This is a genomic window from Streptomyces sp. NPDC126503 (genome assembly GCF_040302405.1).
Classification (GTDB): Bacteria; Actinomycetota; Actinomycetes; order Streptomycetales; family Streptomycetaceae; genus Streptomyces; species Streptomyces gulbargensis.
Genome location: NZ_JBEORS010000018.1, coordinates 111200 through 133348 on the forward strand (window position 1 = coordinate 111200; position 22149 = coordinate 133348).

General features: G+C 70.8%; 21 protein-coding genes and 3 pseudogenes. 13 read left to right on the top strand and 11 right to left on the bottom strand.

Annotation, left to right across the window (positions count from 1 at the left end):
• Positions 1–60 precede the first annotated feature (60 nt).
• On the top strand, positions 61–492 hold the full coding sequence (locus tag ABTY40_RS22690) for a VOC family protein (RefSeq protein WP_352061198.1): 432 nt from the start codon (positions 61–63) through the stop codon (positions 490–492).
• Positions 493–516: 24 nt separating this feature from the next.
• On the opposite strand, the gene ABTY40_RS22695 is transcribed toward ABTY40_RS22690, so the two are convergent.
• The 4 genes from ABTY40_RS22695 to ABTY40_RS22710 all read right to left on the bottom strand — a co-directional run bounded on the left by ABTY40_RS22695 (position 517) and on the right by ABTY40_RS22710 (position 2888).
• Entirely contained in the window at positions 517–1011 is a 495-nt protein-coding gene (locus ABTY40_RS22695; RefSeq protein ID WP_352061199.1) for a GNAT family N-acetyltransferase, read from the bottom strand.
• Between the two features lie 55 nt (positions 1012–1066).
• Positions 1067–1435 carry a hypothetical protein gene (locus tag ABTY40_RS22700; RefSeq protein WP_352061200.1) on the bottom strand — a complete coding sequence of 123 codons (369 nt, stop codon included), beginning with the start codon at positions 1433–1435 and terminating at the stop codon, positions 1067–1069.
• A gap of 87 nt (positions 1436–1522) precedes the next feature.
• Positions 1523–2704, bottom strand: coding sequence for a methyltransferase domain-containing protein (locus ABTY40_RS22705; protein ID WP_352061201.1), 1182 nt, complete (start codon positions 2702–2704; stop codon positions 1523–1525).
• Between the two features lie 7 nt (positions 2705–2711).
• On the bottom strand, positions 2712–2888 hold the full coding sequence (locus tag ABTY40_RS22710) for a hypothetical protein (protein ID WP_352061202.1): 177 nt from the start codon (positions 2886–2888) through the stop codon (positions 2712–2714).
• 112 nt (positions 2889–3000) lie between these two features.
• Between ABTY40_RS22710 and ABTY40_RS22715 the strand changes: the two genes are divergently transcribed.
• Positions 3001–4107 carry a helix-turn-helix domain-containing protein gene (locus tag ABTY40_RS22715; RefSeq protein ID WP_352061203.1) on the top strand — a complete coding sequence of 369 codons (1107 nt, stop codon included), beginning with the start codon at positions 3001–3003 and terminating at the stop codon, positions 4105–4107.
• A gap of 122 nt (positions 4108–4229) precedes the next feature.
• On the opposite strand, the pseudogene ABTY40_RS22720 reads toward ABTY40_RS22715, so the two are convergent.
• Positions 4230–4316: pseudogene (locus tag ABTY40_RS22720) on the bottom strand (glutamine synthetase); the annotation flags it as partial.
• Positions 4317–4590: 274 nt separating this feature from the next.
• Between ABTY40_RS22720 and ABTY40_RS22725 the strand changes: the two are divergent.
• The 3 genes and pseudogenes from ABTY40_RS22725 to ABTY40_RS22735 form a co-directional block, all read left to right on the top strand.
• Complete coding sequence (locus ABTY40_RS22725; protein WP_352061204.1) at positions 4591–6315, top strand: ATP-dependent nuclease; 1725 nt, start codon at positions 4591–4593, stop codon at positions 6313–6315.
• Positions 6316–6461: 146 nt separating this feature from the next.
• The gene (locus ABTY40_RS22730) at positions 6462–6770 is read left to right on the top strand and encodes a winged helix-turn-helix domain-containing protein (protein WP_352061205.1); all 309 of its coding nucleotides are present in this window, start codon (positions 6462–6464) and stop codon (positions 6768–6770) included.
• Positions 6749–7038, top strand: a pseudogene (locus ABTY40_RS22735) (site-specific integrase); the annotation flags it as partial. The gene ABTY40_RS22730 and the pseudogene ABTY40_RS22735, both read left to right, overlap by 22 nt.
• 75 nt (positions 7039–7113) lie before the next feature.
• Here ABTY40_RS22735 and glnA2 read toward each other — a convergent pair.
• Complete coding sequence (gene glnA2 / locus ABTY40_RS22740; protein ID WP_345285905.1) at positions 7114–8475, bottom strand: gamma-glutamylpolyamine synthetase GlnA2; 1362 nt, start codon at positions 8473–8475, stop codon at positions 7114–7116.
• Positions 8476–8677: 202 nt separating this feature from the next.
• On the opposite strand from glnA2, the gene ABTY40_RS22745 reads away from it, so the two are divergent.
• From ABTY40_RS22745 to ABTY40_RS22760, 4 genes are all read left to right on the top strand, one after another.
• Complete coding sequence (locus tag ABTY40_RS22745; protein WP_345285907.1) at positions 8678–9088, top strand: hypothetical protein; 411 nt, start codon at positions 8678–8680, stop codon at positions 9086–9088.
• Between the two features lie 65 nt (positions 9089–9153).
• Positions 9154–9828 carry a thioredoxin-like domain-containing protein gene (locus ABTY40_RS22750; protein WP_345285909.1) on the top strand — a complete coding sequence of 225 codons (675 nt, stop codon included), beginning with the start codon at positions 9154–9156 and terminating at the stop codon, positions 9826–9828.
• Positions 9825–10451 (top strand): DUF305 domain-containing protein, encoded by a 627-nt coding sequence (locus ABTY40_RS22755; RefSeq protein ID WP_352061206.1) that lies wholly within the window; start codon positions 9825–9827, stop codon positions 10449–10451. Before ABTY40_RS22750 ends, ABTY40_RS22755 begins: the two co-directional genes overlap by 4 nt.
• 154 nt (positions 10452–10605) lie before the next feature.
• Positions 10606–11028 (top strand): CBS domain-containing protein, encoded by a 423-nt coding sequence (locus ABTY40_RS22760; RefSeq protein WP_345285913.1) that lies wholly within the window; start codon positions 10606–10608, stop codon positions 11026–11028.
• Positions 11029–11047: 19 nt separating this feature from the next.
• Here ABTY40_RS22760 and ABTY40_RS22765 read toward each other — a convergent pair whose 3' ends face one another.
• On the bottom strand, positions 11048–11857 hold the full coding sequence (locus ABTY40_RS22765; protein ID WP_352061207.1) for an alpha/beta fold hydrolase: 810 nt from the start codon (positions 11855–11857) through the stop codon (positions 11048–11050).
• Complete coding sequence (locus tag ABTY40_RS22770; RefSeq protein ID WP_352061208.1) at positions 11854–12594, bottom strand: DUF998 domain-containing protein; 741 nt, start codon at positions 12592–12594, stop codon at positions 11854–11856. The genes ABTY40_RS22765 and ABTY40_RS22770 overlap by 4 nt, the downstream gene beginning before the upstream one ends.
• 503 nt (positions 12595–13097) lie before the next feature.
• Between ABTY40_RS22770 and ABTY40_RS22775 the strand changes: the two genes are divergently transcribed.
• Entirely contained in the window at positions 13098–14882 is a 1785-nt protein-coding gene (locus ABTY40_RS22775; RefSeq protein ID WP_352061209.1) for an NAD+ synthase, read from the top strand.
• Between the two features lie 33 nt (positions 14883–14915).
• Here ABTY40_RS22775 and ABTY40_RS22780 read toward each other — a convergent pair whose 3' ends face one another.
• Together ABTY40_RS22780 and ABTY40_RS22785 are read right to left on the bottom strand one after the other, a co-directional pair.
• Positions 14916–16148, bottom strand: coding sequence for an MFS transporter (locus ABTY40_RS22780; RefSeq protein ID WP_352061210.1), 1233 nt, complete (start codon positions 16146–16148; stop codon positions 14916–14918).
• A 142-nt stretch (positions 16149–16290) separates the two neighbouring features.
• The gene (locus ABTY40_RS22785; protein WP_502990640.1) at positions 16291–17331 is read right to left on the bottom strand and encodes an endonuclease/exonuclease/phosphatase family protein; all 1041 of its coding nucleotides are present in this window, start codon (positions 17329–17331) and stop codon (positions 16291–16293) included.
• Positions 17332–17703: 372 nt separating this feature from the next.
• Here ABTY40_RS22785 and panB point away from each other — a divergent pair, with 372 nt between their 5' ends.
• From panB to ABTY40_RS22800, 3 genes are all read left to right on the top strand, one after another.
• Positions 17704–18567, top strand: coding sequence for a 3-methyl-2-oxobutanoate hydroxymethyltransferase (gene panB, locus ABTY40_RS22790; RefSeq protein ID WP_352061212.1), 864 nt, complete (start codon positions 17704–17706; stop codon positions 18565–18567).
• Positions 18568–18741: 174 nt separating this feature from the next.
• Positions 18742–19743: an ATP-binding cassette domain-containing protein gene (locus ABTY40_RS22795; protein WP_352061213.1), complete on the top strand. Its 1002-nt coding sequence runs from the start codon at positions 18742–18744 to the stop codon at positions 19741–19743.
• Positions 19740–20594 (top strand): ABC transporter permease, encoded by an 855-nt coding sequence (locus tag ABTY40_RS22800; protein ID WP_352061214.1) that lies wholly within the window; start codon positions 19740–19742, stop codon positions 20592–20594. Before ABTY40_RS22795 ends, ABTY40_RS22800 begins: the two co-directional genes overlap by 4 nt.
• Before the next feature lie 21 nt (positions 20595–20615).
• Here the strand turns inward: ABTY40_RS22800 and ABTY40_RS22805 are convergent.
• A pseudogene (locus ABTY40_RS22805) lies at positions 20616–22149 on the bottom strand (AfsR family transcriptional regulator); the annotation flags it as partial.

Sequence of the window (22149 nt, forward strand, 5' to 3'; positions counted from 1 at the left end):
CGGTCCGTGGGTGAGGGTGGTACGGGCCCGCGCACGGCGGGCCCTGCTGAAGGAGCGCGCATGAACTGGACGCTGGAAGTCGTCCCGGTCCCCGTCACCGACATCGACCGGTCCAAGGAGTTCTACGGCGAGAAGTGCGGTTTCACGATCGACCTGGACGACGAGGTCGCCCCCGGCATGCGCATCGTGCAGGTGACGCCGCCGGGCTCGCGCTGTTCGATCGCGATGCTGCAGGGCATGCCCCCGATGCCGGGCGCCAAGGAGATGTCCCCCGGCACGCTGCACGGCCTCCAGCTGTGCGTCACCGACATCGAGGCGGCGCGCGAGGAGCTCGTCGGCCGCGGCGTGGAGGTCTCCCCCGTCATGCACGTCGGGGCGACGGGCTGGGAAGAGGGCAAGGGTGAGACCTGGAACTCGTTCATGACCTTCGAGGACCCGGACGGCAACGGCTGGGTGGTCCAGGAGGCCCCGTCGGAGCTGTCGGAGCGTTAGGGGGCCCTGCCTGCGGTCCGTCGCTCAGAACTCCAGGCGGAAGCGGCGGAGCGTGTCGCTCCCGCCCTCGGGCCGCAGCCCGGCGGCCTCCATCACCCGGTGCGAGGCCGTGTTGGCGAGGTCGGCGTCCCCCCGCACCCCGGCGGCGCCGGCCTCCCGGGCCACCCCGACGAGCGCCCGCAGCGCCTCGGTGGCGTACCCCTTCCCCCGCGCCGAGGGCACGACCCCGTACCCCACGGTGGCGAAGCCCTCCGCGTCGGGCGGCCCGTGGAACCCGATCCCGCCGACGGTGGCCCCGCTGTCCCGGAGCCGTATCTGGTACACCTGGTACACCCCGGGCGCGCCGCGCTCGGCGACCCCGCGCAGGAACGCGGTGCTCGACCGGACGTCCCCGTCCCCCGGGTATCCCTCCGCCCAGTCGTCCTCGGCGTGGGGCGTGCGCGCGACGACCCGCTCGGCCTCGTCGACGGTCATCGGATGCAGGAGGAGCCGCGCGGTGGCGACGGAGGGGATCTTCACCCCGGCAGTCTGTGCGCCCGCCGCCCCCCGGACAACGGCTTTTCCCGGGGCCCGTTCACCCGGCCCGGCCCGGCTCCGCGGGCTCGACCCGTCCGAGCGTCTCGGCGAGCGGCACGCCGTCCCGGGCGGCGGCGATCCGCCGCGCCCGCACCTGCGCCCGCGTCCGGGGCCGGAACTTCGGCTCCCGCCCGCACCCGCACGCCTCGAACCCCTCGTAGCGCAGCCCCGCACCGAGCACCACCCCGACGACGGACCACGCCTTCCGGTCCCGGCGCCGCGGCGCCGCGAAGTCCCGCCCGGCACACACCATCGGCCGGGAACAGTTGGGACACCGGTGCCCGTCCCCCCGGACGATCCGCTTGAAGCTGACGCGGCAGGGCACGCACGCGTAGTGCATGGGGTCGGAGGAGCCGTAGACGCACATGCCACGACGGTAGGGACGGACCCGGGCCGGCCGCCACCGGTTTACGGGCGGAAGGGGGCCGGCCGCGCGCCACGCTCCGGCCCGGGGTCACTCGCTCGCGGAGACGGCGGTCACGACGTGGCCGGCTCCGTCGAGCCAGACACGTTCGCCCTCACGCGAGACCGACAGGCCGAAGCGTTCGAAGCCGGGCCGGCCTTGTTCCTCCCACCAGCGGAAGGCGCTCTCCGTCTCGTCCCAGAGGCGTCGGGGCCCCGACTGGGCGACCTCGAAGGTCGTCGCCCCGGGCTCGAAGTCCGCGGACGCCCAGCTCTCCGTGTCCAGGCTGTACGTCCACAGCGTGTACGAGCCGTCGTCGTACCGCTCGGTGCGCCAGAAGGTGTCCGGCATCAGGACACCGATGACGAACTGCTCCACCCACCCCCCGACATCGGCCGGCGACAACGAACTCCTGCTCATGTCGGCGCCCGCCGGCCACCGCTCACCCCGCAGGTAGGCGTCGATGCCAGGACGCTCCGCGCGCTGCTGCCGTAGCCGCATGAAGGCACTGCTCCGGGTGAAGTGCCCCGACGCGACACCGCTCTCCCTCACCACGAGACGCACGATCGCCTCGCCGCCGTAGGTCGGTCCCCACGGGGCGACGATGACGCCTCCGGGGGCGGTCTGCTCGACCCAGGCGTAGGGCAGGCTCCCGACCGAGCAGGTGGCGATGACCCGGTCGTACGGGCGGGGCCGCGGGTATCCTCGCCGCCCGTCACCGACGAGCAGCGTCGGCCGCACCCCCAGGGCGAGCAGGTTCCTCGCCGCGTCGTGGGCCACCTCGGGGTCGTACTCGATGGTGGTGACGTTGTTCTGACCCACCGTGTACGAGAGCAGGCCGGCGGTCCATCCGGTGCCGGTGCCGATCTCCATCACCTGGTGACCGGGCTGGACGCCGAGGTCCTTGAGCATGGTGAAGACCATGGTCGGCAGTGAGTTGGAACTCGTCGGTGTGGTCCCGACATCGTCCCCGGTGTGCCGGCCCTCGTCCCACTGGGTGGTCAGGGGGATGTCGGAGTACGCCGCCTCGAACCAGGCCTCGGGATCCACGCTGCGGTCGACGACCCGGGACTGACGGGTGCCGTCCGCGACGCCCGGCCAGATGCGGTCCGGCAGGAACGCATCGCGCGGAACGGCGTGGAACGCGCTCAACCAGTCGGATTCGATCGATCCCCCTTCGAGGAGGGCGGAGGCGAGCCTCTTCAGGCCCGCCTCCCTCTTGCCGTCATCCACCGGGGACCTACTTGCCCGTCGCGGGGCCGGAGCCGTCGCTGGTGTTGCCACCCTCACCGCTGCCGCCGCCTCCGTGCTTGGCCCCGCTGCTGCTGTCGTCCTGCTGGCTCCCGCCCTGGCCGCTCCCGGTACCGCCGCCGTGCTTGCCGCTCATGTCGTCGCTCCGCTCGTCTCGGTGAAACATGTTCAGCATTCCGGCGACCACGCGGGCTCACCAGGGGCATCTTCAGGGTCACGTTGCTTCGGACGCACCGAGGTTGACCACGAGGACGCAGCATTGAGGGCACGATGGGCTCATGAGCGTTGGGGACCTGATCTGCAGCCTGCGTAAAGCCCGAGGATGGTCGCAGGGACGACTCGCCGGCGAGATCAACGAGGCGTTCGGCACGAACATCGATCGGGAGTACGTCAGCCGGTGGGAGCGTTCGAAGGTAGAACCCGGCAATTTCTACCTTCGCTGCCTGTCCGCCGTCCTCGATGTACCCCTGGCCGTCCTCGAGAGCGAGATGAAGCGCCGCACCTTCCTGTCCGACGTGGCCGCCACAGCCATAGCCCCCCTCGTGGCGTCGGATCTGCTGGCCGCCGGCTTCAGTGCCCGGCTGCGCGGCGGACCGGCGGCCGACGACTGGGAGGCGAAGCTGGCGACCTACGGCACCGAGTACATGACCCTGGGGGCGGCGGACATCCGACGTCGGGTCGCCGGCGAACTCGTCGTGGTGCAGCAGCAGCCCGAACAGCCGCAGCTCTGGTCCGTGGGCGCGCGTCTGATGACGCTCTACGCCAAGACCTTCCCCGGGAACGACGGGAGCCGGGCCGTCAACTGGTACCGGCTCGCGGCGGAAGCAGCCGACAGGTCGGGCGACGACCAGACACGCGTGTGGGTACGCGGGCGCGCTGCCATCGCCCTGGGGTACGAGGGCGCCTCTCTCGGGGTCGCTGACCTTCTGGCGGACCAGGCCATGGCGATCAGCGACAAGCCGTCGCTCGGCCTCTTGAACGCGGTCATGGGCAAGGCGCATACGGCTGTGCTTCGCGGCGACCATGCGGCGGCCCGGGACCTCATGGAGGAGGGAAGGCGCATCTTCGATGCCGCCGGGTCGTACGAGCAGACCTCGGACTACGCGGTGCCGTGGTGGCGTATGAACGTCTTCCTCTCTCTGCTGGCCGCGCGCCTGGGCGACGAGTCGACCGCTGTGGAAGCCCAGGAAGCGGCTCGTCGTGAACTGCCCGCCTCGCTCCCCCGGTTCGCCACCCACCTCGACATGCACCGAGGCCTCATGCTGGCCCGCTCGGGTGACCGGACTGGCGGCGTCGGATACGCCCGTGCCGCCCTCGACGCGCTTCCGCCCGACAAGCACTCGCTGACCCTGCGGCTGCTGATGGCGGAGGTCGAAGCGGCGTAGCGGCGCGTCCCTGCGCCGGAAACTCCAAGACGGCCCCGGCCCGGGGAAGCGGCCGGGGGCCGACGGTTCGCGACCGTCGGCCCTCAGCCTCAGTTCCAGGGTCCATCTGTCCTGACCTGCGGTTACAGCACCGGCAGGTTCTTCCGCAGCTCGAAGGCCGTGACCTCCGAGCGGTACTCCTCCCACTCCTGCTTCTTGTTGCGGAGGAAGTGGCGAGCCGTAACGCTGGCGCCCAGGCGCCTACTGTTAATCGAGGCAGCAGCGGCCAAGGAGCGGGGGCTGTCGGTGAGTGCTGGTGACCATGGGCCGCCCTCAGACGGCCCAGAGACGGCCCGGCGTGTTCGTCAGATACCAGAAGCACCCACGAGCCCGCTGCTCGTGTGGCGCACACCGCTCGCGCTTCACTTCTCAGGCTGATAAGTCGGCCTTGATGCCAGTAACATCCTCACCAGCATTACATAGCACCCACGACCGGGGGTGCGAGTGGCACGGACAATCATTTCGGGGCTAGGCATTTCCGGTTACCGGAGCTTCGGCGAAGATATTCAATTGAGCGGCCAAATGGGGCCGGTAACACTCCTTGCCGGGCAAAATAACGCAGGGAAATCCAATTTCTTGAGGTTCCTCGCCCAGGTCGCCAAAACATCCGTGAAGCTGGACTTGCTTGATAAGCATCAAAACCACCCCGATCACCCCTGCAGGTATTCGGTTGCGTTCTCTATAGAAGGAGCCCTAGAAGGCCTCGAGGAGAATATCGAGCACGAGTCGAAGGCGCTCCGACGCATCTTCACTCACCCATCACTCACAAGGGGAAGCGACGACATATTTTGGCTCACCTATGAGGCGAATGGACAATTCTCTGCAGGCCAATTCGACCCCCTCATCGAAGATTTCGGAAATATGGCCGACCTATCCGGAAGGATTGCCAATCAGTACAACCAGGGCGCAGGATTGGAAAGCGGGCGCCGAAATATCGAAAGGATCCTGAGCAGAACTACCCCCCTACGTCCGATCCCCGTGGAAACCATTGAGGCATACCGCCAAATTCAGCCTGCCTCTGAAGACATGAAGCTCTCTGGAACTCACGAGGGTGCGGGGCTCCTAAAGAGACTCCAGAAGCTCGAAAGCCCCAGTGCCGGAACCTACCAAAGCGACTCCAAAAAGTTTTCCGCCATTAATCGCTTCCTCAAGAACGTCCTAGATGACGATTCTGCCCGGCTTGCAGTCCAATTCGACGCCAGCACGCTAAACATTCATCACGGCGGCCGATTTCTTCCACTCGAAAATCTCGGCACCGGCATTCATCAAGTGGTCATCTTGGCCGTCGCAGCCACGGTACTTGAAGGAACTTTGGTTTGCATCGAGGAGCCAGAGGTTCACCTCCATCCCATTCTGCAGAGAAAATTTATTAAGTACCTGTCAACTGAAACCACTAATCAATATGTAATTACCACTCACTCTGCCCATCTTCTGGACTACAAAAACGTTTCAGTAATTCACGTTTGGCATGACGGGGAAAATACTCTCCTAGATCCAGCCCAGACCCCTGCCGCACTATCCGACATCTGCTCAGACCTCGGGTACAAACCTTCCGATCTCTTGCAAACGAATGCGATCATCTGGGTGGAAGGACCCTCGGATCGAATCTATCTGAAGCATTGGATCGAGCAGTGCACCACAGACTTGATCGAAGGCATTCACTATTCGATCATGTTTTACGGTGGCGGGCTCCTCCGGCATCTAACGTCACAGGATGAAGAAGTTGACGACTTCATTAAGCTGCGACGCCTGAATAGGCATATCGCTATCCTCATCGACAGCGATAAGGACTACGCTGCCAAGCCGATCAATGACACCAAGAAGCGGGTTTGTGGCGAATTTGATAACCCGGACTCCCCCGGGTTTGCCTGGATCACCGACGGGTACACGATTGAAAATTATGTGCCGCCAAAGATCCTTGCTGCTGCAGTAGCTGAGGTGCATCCGAAAGCGCGCCCACTGCAATGGAACGGCGATAAGTGGACCAACCCGCTAAAGCTCTCAAGCAATACCGGGAGGGAGGCGTCTCCCGACAAGAATAAGATCGCAAGGAGAGTCTGCGAAGCCTGGACAGAAAAGCCGCCCGCGAACAGCTCTCTCGGAAAGAAAATCCAGGCGTGCATTAGATTCATCGAAGAAGCAAACATGGGTGTCGAAAAAGAAAACTGAAGAATTTTACGGCTCTGACGCCGACGCCGTACGATCTTCACTCTCCGTCAACCGGTTCCCAACTGGCGATTAGGGTACCCAGCGGGCGGATACCGGATTCAGCTTCCTGTCCGCACAAGTCGACAACTCAGGAGAGTGCACCAAGGATGGGACCCAAAACACAGAGGGTCTACGAGACGATCCGGGAATATATCGAGTCGGGTCGCTTCGGGCCAGGGGACAAGCTGCCTTCCGAGCGAACGTTGAGCGCCGAGCTTGAAATCGGCCGTACCGCGCTGCGGCAGGTGCTCGCTCCTCTGGCGAATGAGCATTTCATTAGGGCTCATGACCGGAGCTCATACCGTGTTCTCGGCGGTAATAGCGTCCCTACGCCTGCGGAGATGGCGTCGTGGACGGTCCATGGCTCCCGCCGTGTGTACGAGAACCAGTACTCGCCCTCGTCCAGGCCGGCGTGATTCCGGAGCCCAAGGAGGGTGCGCGTCACCAAGCGGCTCGCGAGCACGGAATGCACGTGCGGCACTTTACGCGTCCGTGCTCCTCGACGCCGGTGAGAACATCAAGGCACTCAGCTCGTACCTCGGTCTCGGCGACCCCGGGTTCACGCTCCGGGTCTACACGCACCTGATGCCGAGCAGCGACGGTCGGCCTCACCGTGCCGTGGACGGGCTCTACGAGGGCCCCGGTTCGACGCCCGACGGCCCAGAGACGGCCCAGGCCAAGTGACACGGCTCAGGGCCGACGGTTCGTCACCGTCGGCCCTGAGCCTCACTTCTGTGCTCTACCTGCTCTGAACTGCACTTACAGCACCGGCAGGTTCTTCCGGAGCTCGAAGGCCGTGACCTCCGAGCGGTACTCCTCCCACTCCTGCTTCTTGTTGCGGAGGAAGAAGTCGAAGACGTGCTCGCCCAGGGTCTCCGCGACCAGTTCGCTGCGTTCCATCAGGGCGATGGCCTCGCCGAGGTTCTGCGGGAGGGGTTCGATGCCCATGGCGCGGCGTTCGGAGTCGGAGAGGGCCCAGACGTCGTCGTCGGCGCCCGCCGGGAGTTCGTAGCCCTCCTCGATGCCCTTGAGGCCGGCGGCGAGGAGGACGGCGTAGGTCAGGTAGGGGTTGGCGCCGGAGTCGATGGAGCGGACCTCGACGCGGGAGGAGCCCGTCTTGCCCGGCTTGTACATGGGGACGCGGATGAGGGCGGAGCGGTTGTTGTGGCCCCAGCAGATGTACGAGGGGGCCTCGCCGCCCGAGCCCGCGGTGCGGGAGGAGCCGCCCCAGATGCGCTTGTAGGAGTTGACCCACTGGTTGGTGACGGCGGAGGTCTCGCCGGCGTGGCGGAGGAGGCCGGCGATGAAGGAGCGGCCGACCTTGGAGAGCTGGTACTCGGCGCCCGACTCGTAGAAGGCGTTGCGGTCGCCCTCGAAGAGGGAGAGGTGGGTGTGCATGCCCGAGCCCGGGTACTCGGAGAACGGCTTCGGCATGAACGTGGCCTGCACGCCCTGCTCCAGCGCCACCTGCTTCATGACGAGGCGGAAGGTCATGATGTTGTCGGCCGTGGAGAGCGCGTCGGCGTAGCGCAGGTCGATCTCCTGCTGGCCCGGGGCGCCCTCGTGGTGGGAGAACTCCACCGAGATGCCCATCGACTCGAGCATCGTGATGGCCTGGCGGCGGAAGTCCATGCCCACGTTCTGCGGCGTGTGGTCGAAGTAGCCCGAGTTGTCGGCCGGGGTCGGCCGGGTGCCGTCGAGCGGCTTGTCCTTCAGCAGGAAGAACTCGATCTCGGGGTGGGTGTAGAAGGTGAAGCCCAGGTCGGAGGTCTTCGCGAGGGCCCGCTTGAGGACGTAGCGGGGGTCGGCGAAGGACGGCGAGCCGTCGGGCATGAGGATGTCGCAGAACATGCGGGCGGTGCCGGGGGCCTCGGCGCGCCAGGGCAGGATCTGGAAGGTGCCCGGGTCCGGCTTGGCGATCATGTCGGACTCGTAGACGCGGGCGAAGCCCTCGATCGCGGAGCCGTCGAAGCCGATGCCCTCGTCGAAGGCCTGTTCCAGCTCGGCGGGGGCGACGGCCACCGACTTCAGGAAGCCGAGCACGTCGGTGAACCACAGGCGCACGAACCGGATGTCGCGCTCCTCGAGCGTACGGAGCACGAATTCCTGCTGCTTGTCCATTTCCACACCCATCCTCGCTGGTCAGGCCGCTTGCTCCCACCGTCTCGGGCACACCGGGGGCACCTGAGCATCCCACCACATGGTTTCGCGCACGTTGCACCCCCATACTGCCCGCTCGGCTGTGACCGAGGTAACGGAGGAGGGGCGGAAGTAGTACCCCGTTCGGCCCACACGGCGCCCGCGCCCACTACGATCTGCGCCCATGGGAGCCCCACGGCTCGAACGCCTGTCCCGGTACGCGCGTCCCATGGCACTGGCGAGTGCCGTGGCGACGCTCCTCGCCGCGCTGTTCGTCTGTCTGGGCGGTGCGGGCACGGGTCAGGGCGGGCACGCCGGGCACGACTCCGCCGTCAGGACGGTCACGCCCGTGCCGGGCGTCTCCACCGTGTCGCCGGAGCCTCCCGCGTACGTCTGTCCGTACGACCGGGGCGACTGCTCCCTCTTCCCCTCCCCCAGCCCGGCGGTGCTGAGCGCGCCCCCGCTGGATCCGCCGCAGCACGCGGAGGACCGGCTGCCGCGCGCCGGCGAGTCCGCCGGTGACGGACCGGCCCGCCGTTCGGGCCTCCGGCCCCGCGCGCCGGACCTGCACGTCCTTCAGGTTCTCCGGACCTAGGACCTGTCTTCCGGATAGGTCCACCCCCCAACACCACCCCACATGCGAAGAAGGACGACACCACCATGGCCGCCAACCGCTCCACCGCCGACCGCCGTGCCCGAATAGAGGAGATGCGCCGCGCCGAGCAGGCCCGCGAGCGCCGCAACCGCATCCTCACCATCGGCATCTCCTCCGTCGTGGTCCTCGGCCTCGTCGGTTTCGGGACCGTCGTGCTGAAGAAGAAGGCCGACGAGGACGCGGCGAAGGAAGCCGCGGCGAAGGCCCCCATCGCGGCCGAGAAGTCGTGGGACCCGAAGAAGCTGGGCCGCAACCACGTCGAGACCCCGGTGAAGTACGACACCAAGCCGCCGGTCGGCGGGGACCACCACCCGGTCTGGATGAACTGCGACGGCGAGGTCTACAAGAAGCCGATCCCGGAGACCAACGCCGTGCACTCGCTGGAGCACGGCGCCGTCTGGGTGACGTACAGCAAGAAGGCTCCGGCCGCCGACGTGGCGAAGCTGGAGAAGAAGGTCGACAACACGACGTACACGCTGATGAGCCCGGTCGACGACCAGCCGGGCGCGATCATGCTGTCCGCCTGGGGCAAGCAGGTGACCGTGGACGGCGCGGACGACCCGCGGATCGACGCCTTCTTCACCAAGTACGTGAAGGGCCCGCAGACGCCCGAGCCGGGCGCCGCCTGCACCGGCGGCGTGGGCGCCGACGGGGCGGCCGGCGCGGGGATGGGCCAGTGAGGCCCCACCGTACGCAGCTGGCCTCCGTCGCCGCCGTGGCCGCGGCGCTCCTCTTCGCCGGGGGCGCCGTGACGGTCGCCTCGGGCGAGGAGGAGGCCCCGCGCACGCCGGTCTCCGCCTCGGCCGACGCCGGCTTCGCCCGGGACATGTCGGTGCACCATCAGCAGGCCGTCGAGATGTCGTTCATCGTCCGGGACCGCACCCGGGACGAGGCGGTCCGCCGCCTCGCGTACGACATCGCCAACACGCAGGCGAACCAGCGGGGCATGATGCTCGGCTGGCTCGACCTGTGGGGGCTGCCGAAGGTGGAGTCGGGTGTCGAGCCGATGGCCTGGATGGGCATGGGCGGGCACGGTGACAGCGGCCCGAAGGACGGGGCGTACATGCCCGGCATGGCGACGAAGACGCAGCTGGAGGAGTTGCGGCGGGCGTCCGGCCGGGAGGCGGAGATCCTCTATCTGAAGCTGATGACCGCCCACCACAAGGGTGGGGTGCACATGGCCGAGGGCTGTGTGCGGACGTGCTCGGTGGAGGTGGAGCGGAACCTCGCCCAGGGCATGGTCGACGCCCAGGAGTCCGAGATCAGGCTGATGGCCGACATGCTGAGGAAGCGCGGCGCGTAACCGGCGCGCGGCGCGCCTCCCGGGCACGCCGGTGCCTGTGCGAGCCGCCACGGCCCCCGTGACCCGCTGCGGTCGCGGGGGCCGTGGCGCGCGCCGACAATGAGGGGGCTCGGGGACGTACGTACGACGACGTTCGACGAAAGGCACGCACCCCATGACCACGGCGAAGGACATCATGCACCCGGGGGCCCAGTGGATCCCGGCACACGAGACGCTCGACCGCGCGGCGCAGCTGATGCGGAACCTGAACGTGGGCGCGCTCCCCATCGCCGACGAGAACGAGCGCCTCTGCGGCATCCTCACGGACCGCGACATCGTGGTGGGCTGTGTGGCCATGGGCCACGATCCGTCCAAGGTGACCTGCGGCGAGATGGCGAAGGGCACCCCGCGCTGGATCGACGCGGGCGCGGACGTGGAGGAGGTCCTGGACGAGATGCAGGGCCACCAGATCCGCCGGCTCCCCGTCATCGAGAACAAGCGGCTCGTCGGGATGATCAGCGAGGCCGATCTGGCACGGCAGCTCTCGGACGACCAGATCAAGGCGTTCTGCGCGAGCGTGTACGCCGCCTCTTCCTGACCCCGCCTCCCGCCCCCGCTCAGGGCTCCTGGAGCCGGGGGGTTTCGAGGATCGCCCGGGCCACCGCGTCCGGGGCGTCGAGCATGACCAGATGGCCCGACGGTTCGGCCGCCTCGTAGCGGGCGCCGAGCCGCCGGGCCAGCGCGCGCTGGCGCCGCTCCCAGCGGGCGGAGCCGTCGGGGGCGGCGAGGACGGTGACGGGCAGGCCGGGCGGCAGCGGACGGGCCTCGCGCAGGGCGAGGAGTTCGGCGGCGACGGCCCCGTAGCGGGCGTTCTCCAGGAGGGTGCCGCGCAGGACGCGCGAGGTGCGGTAGACGCGCCGCAGGAGCGCGGGCGGAGCCGGGTCGTGGCGTACGGCGAGGCGCCGGGCGGCGGGACCGAGCGCGGCCGGGAGCCCGGCGGCGGCGAGGACCGCGCCGAGCGGGCGCGCGGCGCCGGCCCAGCGGGAGGGCCGGGGGCGTTCATCGACGGAGGAGTCGAGGAGGACGAGCCCGGCGGCCCGGCCGGGGTGCAGGCGGGCGAAGGCCTCGGCGTGGAAGCCGGCGATCGAGTGGCCGACGGCGGTGGCGGGCCCCGGCAGGCCGAGGGCGTCGAGGAGCGCGGCGATCCGGTCCGCCTCCCCGGCGAGCGTCGGCGGCGCGGCGGCGGCCTGCGAGAGGCCGTGGCCGGGGCGGTCGAAGCGGACGACCGTACGGTGCGGGGCGAGGAGTTCCACGACCGGATCCCAGTCGAACCAGCTCATGCCCAGCCCGGCGGAGAGCACGCACACCGGCCCGGTGCCGTCGACGGCCACGTGGTGGGCCACTCCCCCGAGGCGTACGAAGGTCACGGCCGCCGCTCCCGGTGCAGGGCGCGGGCGAGGACGGCGAGCCACAGGGCCACCAGGAGGACCTGGAGGCGCTGGGCGAGGCCGAGGGCCCAGTTGCCGGCCCCGGCCTCGAAGGCGGTGACGGCGGCCAGGGTCCAGGCGGTGGCGGCGAGTTCCAGGGCGAGGAGGGCCGCGCCGGTACGGGCGAGGGTGCCCCACCGGCCGTGGCGGCGGGCGGCGGCCGTCAGCAGGATCATCGCGGTGACCGCCGCGGTCGTGGCCAGGCCCGAGCTCACGGCGTGGGCCGCGTGGGTGGCGGGCACGGACCCGGCGGCCTCGCGTGCGGCGCACGCCGGGTCGGCGGTGGGCGCGCAGCTCAGCGGGAGCCAGGAGTCGGCGACGGTGGCGGCGCCGAACACCGCGAGGGCGGCCCAGCCGGCGGCGAACCAGGGCGTCCCGGCGGCGCGGCCGGGGCGCCGGGCCCAGGACGGGACGCCCGGCGGGGGCGGTGGGGCGGCGCGCCGCCGCAGGGTGGCGAGGAGCCCGGCGAGCGCGCCCACGAGGACGAGGAACCCCGCCGTCCGGTCGGCGGCGCGGAAGAAGCCGCCGAAGGGCTGGTCCCCGGCGGCGAGCTCGGAGACGTAACCGCGGACGGGGTCCAGACCGGTCACCAGGAGGACTTCGAGGGCCCAGGCGGTGTACGCGAGCGCGCCGAGGGCGAGGGCGACGGCGGCGGTACGCGTGACATTCCCGGGCATGGTGGGACAGACGTCCGGCCTCCCGGAAAGGTTCCCTTCCGGCCCCCGGGGCCAGGGCCGGACGGCAGCCCGGGGTCGCCGGGGGTCTGGTGCGTGGTGGCCGGGCCCGTCGCGCGCGGTCGTGTCCGGGCCGCTCGGGGCTCCGGCACACCGGGCGGGCGCGCTCCGGCGCCTCGGAGGGGCGGGGACGGTACGGAGGGGCGGCGGGGCCCGGAGGGGCGGGGGCCTCTCGGGCGGGCGGAGGCACCGGAGCCGTACGAGGGCGGGAGCGCGCACGAGCCGGGGCCCTCGGGGCGGAAGGCGTACGGGGTTCACAGCCGCGCAGGCCCGGAGCCGTACGGGAGCCGGAGCCGTGGGCCCCAGCCGTGCCGGGCCGGAGGCTGCGGAAGCGTCCGCCGGACCCACCGGGACGGACCGACAGGCCCCCGGCCCCGACCGACCCCGGGGAGCCCCCCACAGCCGTCCGCAGGACATAGCGTCGAATTGACGATTAGACTGGCCGCGTGCCTCAACTACGCCTCGCCCTGAATCAGATCGACTCGACCGTCGGAGACATCGCCGGGAACGCCGAGGCGGTCCTCCACTGGACCCGGCACGCCGCCGGGCAGGGCGCGCATCTCGTCGCGTTCCCCGAGATGGCGCTGACCGGTTACCCCGTCGAGGACCTGGCCCTGCGCCCCTCCTTCGTGGAGGCCTCCCGCGCGGCCCTCGCCGGGCTCGCCCGGCGGCTCGCGGAGGAGGGGTTCGGGGAGCTGCCGGTCGTCGTCGGCTACCTGGACCGTTCCGAGCGGGCCGAGCCCCGGCTCGGCAGGCCCGCCGGGTCGCCGGAGAACGCCGCCGCCGTGCTCCACCGCGGCGAGGTGGTGCTGCGCTTCGCCAAGCACCACCTGCCCAACTACGGCGTCTTCGACGAGTACCGCTACTTCGTGCGGGGCGACACCCTGCCGGTCCTCCGCGTCCACGGCGTCGACGTGGCCCTCGCGATCTGCGAGGACCTGTGGCAGGAGGGGGGCAGGGTCCCGGCGGCGCGCAGCGCGGGGGCCGGGCTGCTCCTGTCGGTGAACGCCTCTCCGTACGAGCGGAACAAGGACGACACGCGGCTGGATCTGGTCCGTCGCCGGGCGCGGGAGGCCGGGTGCACGACCGCCTACCTGGCGTCGACCGGCGGGCAGGACGAGCTGGTCTTCGACGGGGACTCCCTCGTCGTGGACGCGGCGGGCGAGGTGATCGCGCGGGCCCCGCAGTTCGTCGAGGGGAGCGTGATCCTCGACCTGGAGCTGCCCGCGGCGGATCCGGAGGCGCCGGAGGGCACGGTGGACGACGGGCTGCGGATCGACCGGGTGGTCCTGGCGGGGCCGGCCGGGGAGCCGCTGCCCGCGTACGAGCCGGAGCTGACGGGCGGGTACGCGCACCGCCTGGACGACGACGAGGAGGTCTACTCGGCACTCGTCATCGGGCTGCGCGCGTACGTGGCGAAGAACGGTTTCCGCTCGGTGCTGGTCGGCCTCTCCGGGGGCATCGACTCCTCGCTCGTGGCGGCGATCGCCTGCGACGCGCTCGGCGCCTCGCACGTGTACGGGGTCTCGATGCCGTCCGCGTACTCCTCGGAGCACTCGCGCGGGGACGCGGCGGAGCTGGCCCGGCGCACCGGTCTGCACTTCCGCACCGTGTCGATCGAGCCGATGTTCGACGCCTTCATGGGGTCGCTGGGCCTGACCGGACTCGCGGAGGAGAACCTCCAGGCACGGCTGCGCGGCACGACCCTGATGGCGCTCTCCAACCAGGAGGGCCACCTCGTCCTCGCGCCCGGCAACAAGTCGGAGCTGGCCGTCGGCTACTCCACGCTCTACGGGGACGCGGTCGGCGCCTACGGCCCGATCAAGGACGTGTACAAGTCGGACGTCTTCCGCCTCGCGCGCTGGCGGAACCGGGCGGCCGAGGAGCGCGGCCAGGTCCCGCCGATCCCGGAGAACTCGATCACGAAGCCGCCGAGCGCGGAGCTGCGCCCGGGGCAGGTCGACACGGACTCGCTGCCGGACTACGGGGTCCTCGACCGGATCCTGGCCCTGTACGTGGACGGGGACCAGGGCAAGGACGCGATCGTGGCGGCCGGTTTCGACGAGGAGCTGGTCGCGCGGACGCTGCGGATGGTGGACACCGCCGAGTACAAGCGGCGCCAGTACCCGCCGGGCACCAAGATCTCGGCGAAGGGCTTCGGCAAGGACCGGCGCCTGCCGGTCACCAACCGCTGGCAGGAGGCCACCGCGCGGTCGGGGACGGAGGCGTAGGGCCCGGGGCTCACCGGCGCCCGACGGTCCTGCCTAGGCCCTGGACGAGGTCCCGGCCGTCTCCGGCTCGGCGGTGCCGAGGGGGCTTCCCGTGACCACGCGGGACCCGCTGTCGGCCCGGGAGGGCGTACGGTCGAGCACCCCGGCGAGGACCGCGACCGCGAGGCCCACGGCGGCGAGGCCCGCGCCGACGAGGGTCGGGGAGGTCCAGCCCCAGCCGGAGGCGATCGCCGCGCCGCCCGCCCAGGCACCGCCCGCGTTGGCGAGGTTGAAGGCGGAGTGGTTGGAGGCCGAGGCGAGGGTCGGGGCGTCCTTGGCCTTGTTCATGACCAGCATCTGGAGCGGGGTGGTGGTCATGAACCCGACCGCACCGAGGACGACCACCGTGGCCAGGGCCAGCCAGGGCACGTGCACGGTGAAGCGGAAGGCGACCAGGGTGAGCGCGAGGGCGGCCAGCGAGCCGTAGAGCGTCGGGCGCAGCGCGCGGTCGGTGAGCGGTCCGGCGGCGAGTGCCCCGCCGGTCATGCCGATGCCGAAGAGGGCGAGGACGACCGTGACGGTGGACTCGCCGAAGCCCATGACCTCGGTCGTCATCGAGGCGAGGTACGAGTAGACCGCGAAGACCCCGGCGAAGCCGAAGACCGCGGTGAGCAGGCCCAGCAGGACCTGCGGGCGGCGCAGGGCGCGCAGCTCGCGGCCGAGGCCCTGCTGCTCGTCCACGGGCACGTGCGGCACGAGGCGGGCGAGCGCGGCGAGGGCGACCAGGCCGATCACGGTGACGACGAGGAAGGTGGCCCGCCAGCCGAGGTGCTGCCCGAGGAGGGTGGCGGCCGGTACGCCGAGGATGTTGGCGACGGTCAGGCCGAGGAACATCGTGGCGACCGCCCGCGCCTGCCTGTCCTCGCGGACGAGCCGGGCGGCGACGACGGCACCGACGCCGAAGAAGGCTCCGTGCGGGAGCCCGGCGAGGACCCGGCCCGCGACGAGCCAGCCGAAGCCGGGCGCGAGGGCGGAGGCGAGGTTGCCGACGGTGAACAGCGCCATCAGGAGCAGGAGCATCCGCTTGCGCGGGACGCGGGAGCCGAGGGCGGTGAGCAGCGGGGCGCCGGCGACCACGCCGAGGGCGTAGGCCGAGACGAGGTGGCCGGCGGTGGGGACGGAGGTGCCGAGGTCGTCGGCGACGTTGGGCAGGAGGCCCATCATCACGAATTCGGTGGTGCCGATGCCAAAGGCGGAGACGGCGAGCGCGAGCAGGGCCAAGGGCATGAGCGGAGGGGGCCTTTCCGGAAGTAAGTTCTTTGACGGAACAAAGTCTCCCAGGGGAGATGTTCCCGTCGGCTTCCGGGGGATGAAGGGGAGGTTTCGGACCGGTGGCACCGGTCCGAAGCGGTGCCACCGCCCCTCGGGTTCAGAAACCGATGCGCGCGGCGACCGGGAGGTGGTCGCTCATCGTCTCCGGAAGCGTCCAGGAAGCCATCGGCTCGCCGCCCCGCACCATGATCTGGTCGATCCGGGCCATCGGGAACGAGGCCGGCCAGCTGAAGCCGAAGCCGTCGCCCGCCGCGCCCTGCGTGGACCGCATCTGCGAGGTGACCGCGTTGAGCGCCCGGTCGTTCATGGTGCCGTTGAGGTCGCCGAGGAGGACGACCCGCTCGCCCCGGTCGGCCGCGATGGCCTCGCCCAGGGCGTTGGCGCTGGTGTCGCGCTGGTTGGCGGTGAAGCCCGCGTTCAGCTTGACCCGCACGGAGGGGAGGTGGGCGACGTACACCCGGACCGCGCCCTTGGGGGTCATGACCTCGGCCCGCATGGCGCGGGTCCAGCCCATGTGGATGTCGACCGGCTCGGCGCCGCGCAGCGGCAGCTTGCTCCACAGGCCGACCGTGCCCTGCACGGAGTGGTGCGGGTAGGCCTCGGCGAGGACCCGCTCGTAGACGGGGACCATGTCGCCCTTCAGCTCCTCCAGGGCCAGCACGTCGGCTCCGGAGGCGGCGAGGCGGCGGGCGGTGCCCTCGGGATCCGGGTTGTCGGCGTTCACGTTGTGGGTCGCGACGGTCAGGTCGCCGCCCCCCGCCGACTTGTCGGCGACGAGCCCGCCGAAAAGATTCAGCCAGACCGCCACGGGGAGCAGCAGCGCGATCAGCGCGGTCGCGGAGCGGCGCAGCAGCGCGAGGACGAGGAGGACCGGCAGGAAGAGGCCGATCCAGGGCAGGAACGTCTCGGTGAGGCTGCCGAGGTTGCCGACCCGGTTGGGGATCTCGGCGTGGAAGACCATCAGGAAGGTGAGCACGAGCGCGGTGAGGGCCAGGAGGACGCCGCGGCGCCAGATCCCGCGGTCGTGGCGCAGCCGGTCCAGGAGGGCCCGGGAGCGGGTCCCGGAGCCGGACCGGAAGCCGGGGCGCCCGCTTCCTCCGCCGCGTCCGTCGGTCCCCGTCATGTCCACCCGCGCCATCGCCCGTCCTCACTGCCTTGCCGCCGGGCGTGCCGGCGGCGTCGTACTGCCTACTGCGTCGTACTCCGTGACCCGACGTCGACCCTAGGGGATCTCCGGGACCGTCGTACTCCCCCAGGGACGACACACCCCCGCGCCGGGGTTCCTGCAGGTGGCGCGGTCCTGGCGGCTGTGACAGAACCCGCACATTCGTACCCCTCCGTCCCCCCGCCCCGCCGGACCCGCCCCACCGCCGGCGCGGGGCACAGTGTGTCGCGGGTGTGAACAGCGCCACTCCGGCCCACTTTCCCGCCCGGCCGACCTAGTGCCACCATGGACGTGGTCCGGGGACGCCGTCAGGGCGCCTCGAGATGACACAAGGAGCCGTGCACCATGACGCTTCAGGCTGCCCAGAAACCGCCCGCCGACAGCAGCAAGGCGCTGTACGGGGGGAAGGGCACCCGCCGTATCACCGTCCACGACATCGCCGCCGCCAAGCTCCGCGGCGAGAAGTGGCCCATGCTCACCGCCTACGACGCGATGACCGCCTCCGTCTTCGACGAGGCCGGCATCCCGGTGATCCTCGTCGGCGACTCCATGGGCAACTGTCACCTCGGTTACGACACCACCGTGCCCGTCACGATGGACGAGATGGCCCTCCTGTCCGCCGCCGTCGTCCGGGGCACCCGGCGCGCCCTCGTCGTCGGCGACCTCCCCTTCGGTTCGTACCAGGAAGGGCCCGTGCAGGCCCTGCGCAACGCCACCCGGCTGGTCAAGGAGAGCGGTGTCGGCGCGATCAAGCTGGAGGGCGGCGAGCGTTCGCTGCCGCAGACCGAGCTGCTCGTGCAGGCCGGCATCCCGGTCATGTCCCACCTGGGCCTCACCCCGCAGTCCGTGAACACCATGGGGTACCGGGTCCAGGGCCGCTCCGACGAGGCCGCGCACCAGCTGCTCCGTGACGCCAAGGCGGCCCAGGACGCCGGCGCGTTCGCGGTGGTCCTGGAGCTGGTCCCGGCCGAGCTGGCCGCCGAGGTCACGCGCTCGCTGCAGATTCCGACCATCGGCATCGGCGCGGGTCCGGACACCGACGCACAGGTCCTCGTCTGGACCGACATGGCGGGCCTGACCGGTGGCAAGGTGCCCCGGTTCACCAAGCAGTACGCCGATCTGCGCGCGACGCTCGGGGACGCGGCCCGCGCCTTCGCCGAGGACGTCGCCGGCGGGGCGTTCCCCGCCGAGGAGCACACCTTCCACTGATTCCGCCCCTCCGACAGCCCGCCGGCCCTCGCCGGCGGGCTGTCGGCCGTGTCGGCGGGTCCTCGCAGGCCACGGGGCCGCTGTCGGTCGTTCGTCGGCGGCGTCGGGAGCCGTGGGGACCGCTGTCGGTCGTTTGTCGGGGGCCTGTCGGTGGGTGCCTGTTCCATGGGGGACATGACGCGATCACACACCAACGCCGTCGAGGTACGGGGCCTCGTGAAGCACTTCGGCGCGACGAAGGCCCTGGACGGGGTCGACCTGGACGTCCGGGAGGGCACCGTCCTCGGGGTCCTCGGGCCGAACGGCGCCGGGAAGACCACCCTCGTCCGCTGTCTGTCCACCCTCCTCGTCCCGGACGCCGGGACCGCGACCGTCGCCGGGTACGACGTGGTGCGCCAGCCCCGGCAGCTGCGCCGCACCATCGGCCTGACCGGCCAGTACGCCTCGGTCGACGAGAAGCTGTCCGGCTGGGAGAACCTGTACATGATCGGGCGGCTGCTCGACCTCTCGCGCGCCGACGCCCGCCGCCGGGCCGACGAGATGCTGGAGCGCTTCTCCCTCACCGACGCCGCCAAGCGGCCCGCGATGACCTACTCCGGCGGCATGCGGCGCCGTCTCGACCTGGCCGCCTCGATGATCGGCCGGCCCGCCGTCCTGTATCTGGACGAGCCGACCACCGGTCTCGACCCCCGCACCCGCAACGAGGTGTGGGACGAGGTCCGGCGGATGGTCGCGGAGGGCGTGACCGTTCTGCTGACCACCCAGTACATGGAGGAGGCGGAACAGCTCGCGAGCGAGCTGACCGTGGTCGACCGCGGCAAGGTCATCGCCAAGGGCGGAGTGGACGAGCTGAAGGCGAAGGTCGGCGGCCGCACCCTGACGATCCGGCCGGCCGACCCGGCCCAGGTGCCCGCGATGGCCGCCGCGCTCCGCGAGACCGGGCTCGACGGGGTCGCCGGCGCCACCGTCGTACCGGACGAGGGCGCGCTCCACGTGCCCATCCTCACCGATCAGCAGCTGACCGCCGTCGTCGCCCTGCTCGGCGCGCGCGGCTTCGGCATCGCCCACATCGGCACCCATCTGCCCAGCCTGGACGAGGTGTTCCTGGCCATCACGGGCCAGCGGACCTCCGCTTCCGCCTCGTCCGACACGATCAGCGAGGAGGTCGCCGCATGAGCACGACCACCGTCACCAAGTCCCCCGCCGGCGCGCCGGTGCGCACTCCGGCCCGGCCCGCCGCCGAGGACGAGGGCCGCATCGGCCTGCGGGCCAACCTCCGCCACATCGGGGCCCTGGCCCGGCGCAACGCGCTCCAGATCAAGCAGGACCCGGAGTCGATGTTCGACGCCGTGATGATGCCCGTCATCTTCATCCTGCTGTTCGTGTACGTCTTCGGCGGCGCCATCGCCGGCAAGGGCAACAACGACGTCTACGTGAACTACGTGACGCCGGGCCTGATGGCGATGATGGGCATGAACATCGCGATGGCCGTGGGCGTCGGCATCAACGACGACTTCAAGAAGGGGGTCATGGACCGGTTCCGGACGATGCCGATCGCCCGGTCCTCCGTCCTGATCGCCAAGATCGTCGTGGAGGTCGGCCGGATGCTGATCGCCACCGCGATCCTGCTCGGCATGGGCTTCCTGCTCGGCCTGGAGATCCACACCTCGTTCCTGCACCTGCTGGCCGCGATTGGCCTGTCGATGGTCTTCGGAGCCTCGCTGATGTGGATCTTCATCCTGCTGGGGCTCACCCTGAAGACGGCCCAGGCGGTCCAGGGCATGGCCATGCTGGTCCTGATGCCGCTCCAGTTCGGCTCGTCGATCTTCGCGCCGACGACCTCCATGCCGGGCTGGCTGGAGACCTTCACGGACTACAACCCGCTGTCGAACCTCGCCGACGCCGCCCGCAACCTGATCAACGGCGGTCCGGTCGCCCACGCGGTGTGGATGACGCTCGGCTGGGCGCTGGTCATCACCCTCGTCACGGCGCCGCTCGCGGTGTCCAAGTTCCGGAAGAAGACCTGACACCGGGGGATCGCGGGGGGTTCAGGACTCGGCGCGTGCTCTGATCGCGTCGGCGGCGCGTCCGAGCAGGGCGGCGGCCTCTTCCATGGAGAGTCCGTCGCCCTCGGCGTACGCGGCCGTGAAGTCGTCCTCGCCGAGGACGCTCCGGCACAGGTCCGTAGCCTTCTCCAGGTTCTCCCGCTCCAGGGAGGGCGACCGGTGGCCCTCGGGCAGCAGGCCGGCGCGGGCGCCGAGGAGCACCGCGCCCACCCGGGTCTCCGGGCCGCCGAGGCCGGCGAGTGCCCAGGCGGCGGCGACCGCGTGGACGGCGGGCATCTGCGGGGCGACCATCATCGACAGGGAGTCCAGGGAGCGCCCGTACGCCTCCACGGCCAGGTCGAGCGCGGAGGCGTACCGCCCTTCCAGGTTGTCCAGCCAGCTCAGGCAGCCGAGGGTGAAGCCCTCGAAGAGGGAGAGGGTCGCGGAGCCGAATTCGGCGCGCAGGGCGTGCAGATGCTCCCGTGCCTCCGCGAGTCTCCCGGAGCGGCCGAGGGCCAGGGCGAGGAACAGGCGGGCGCCCAGAATGGGTTCGTGGCCGCGCCCGTGCTCGCCGGCGAGGATCTCGCGCAGGATCGCCTCCCCTTCCGCCGTCCGCCCGGTCTCGATGAGGATGTCGGCGTAGCGGGCGCGGAGCAGGGCCATCTGGGACTGGGCGCCGATCTTCGCCGCGTGGCCGATGGCGGCGGCGAAGTCCTCGCCGGCCTGTTCGAAGCGGAGCAGGCGTTCGTGGGCCTCGGCACGCGAGGAGAGCGCCTCCGCGGCGCCCCAGGCGTCCCCGAGGCGTTCGAAGATCTTCAGGCTCTCGTCGGCGTCGGCGCTCGCCTCGGCCGCCAGGTCGGCCCGGTTGGCGAACATGTTGGCCCGTTGCTGGAGGGCGTTGGCCAGCTCCCACTCGTAGCCGTGGCGGCGGCAGGCCTCGACGGTCGTGTCGAGGATCTCGCGCAGCCGGCCGGCCTCGCCGATGAGGAGGACCGCGAAGACGGCGAAGGAGCCGGGGAGGCGGCAGGTCTGCGGCAGGCCCGGCCGGTAGACGGCGGTCATCTCGCGGAGCCTGCGCACGCCCTCGGGGGTGGTCCAGCGGCCGGTGTCGTGGTCCATGTTGAGCAGTTCCACGAGCCGCACCCCGCGCCGGGCCTCCCAGCGCTGTTCGTCGGAGAGCGGCGGCGGCGCGGCCGTGCACGGCTCGTGCAGGGGTACGACGGGGGCGGCGGGCGGCGCGAACGGGTCGGGTCCGAGCGCGGCGGCCGCCCGCGCCCCGTGCAGGGCGTCGGTGCGCAGGTCGCGCATCTGCCAGTACCAGAGGAGGGAGTGGACGAGCACCAGGGCCTCGTCCTCCTCGCGGGCGTCGACGGCCCGGCGCAGGGCGGTGCGCAGGTTGCCGTACTCGGCGTCGAGGCGGGCCATGGCCTCGACCTGGCCGTGGCCGCGCAGGTGGGGGTCGGTGGTGCGGGCGAGTTCGCGGTAGTACGCCAGATGGCGCCGCTCCGTCGCGGCCCGCTCCCCCGCCTCCTCCAAC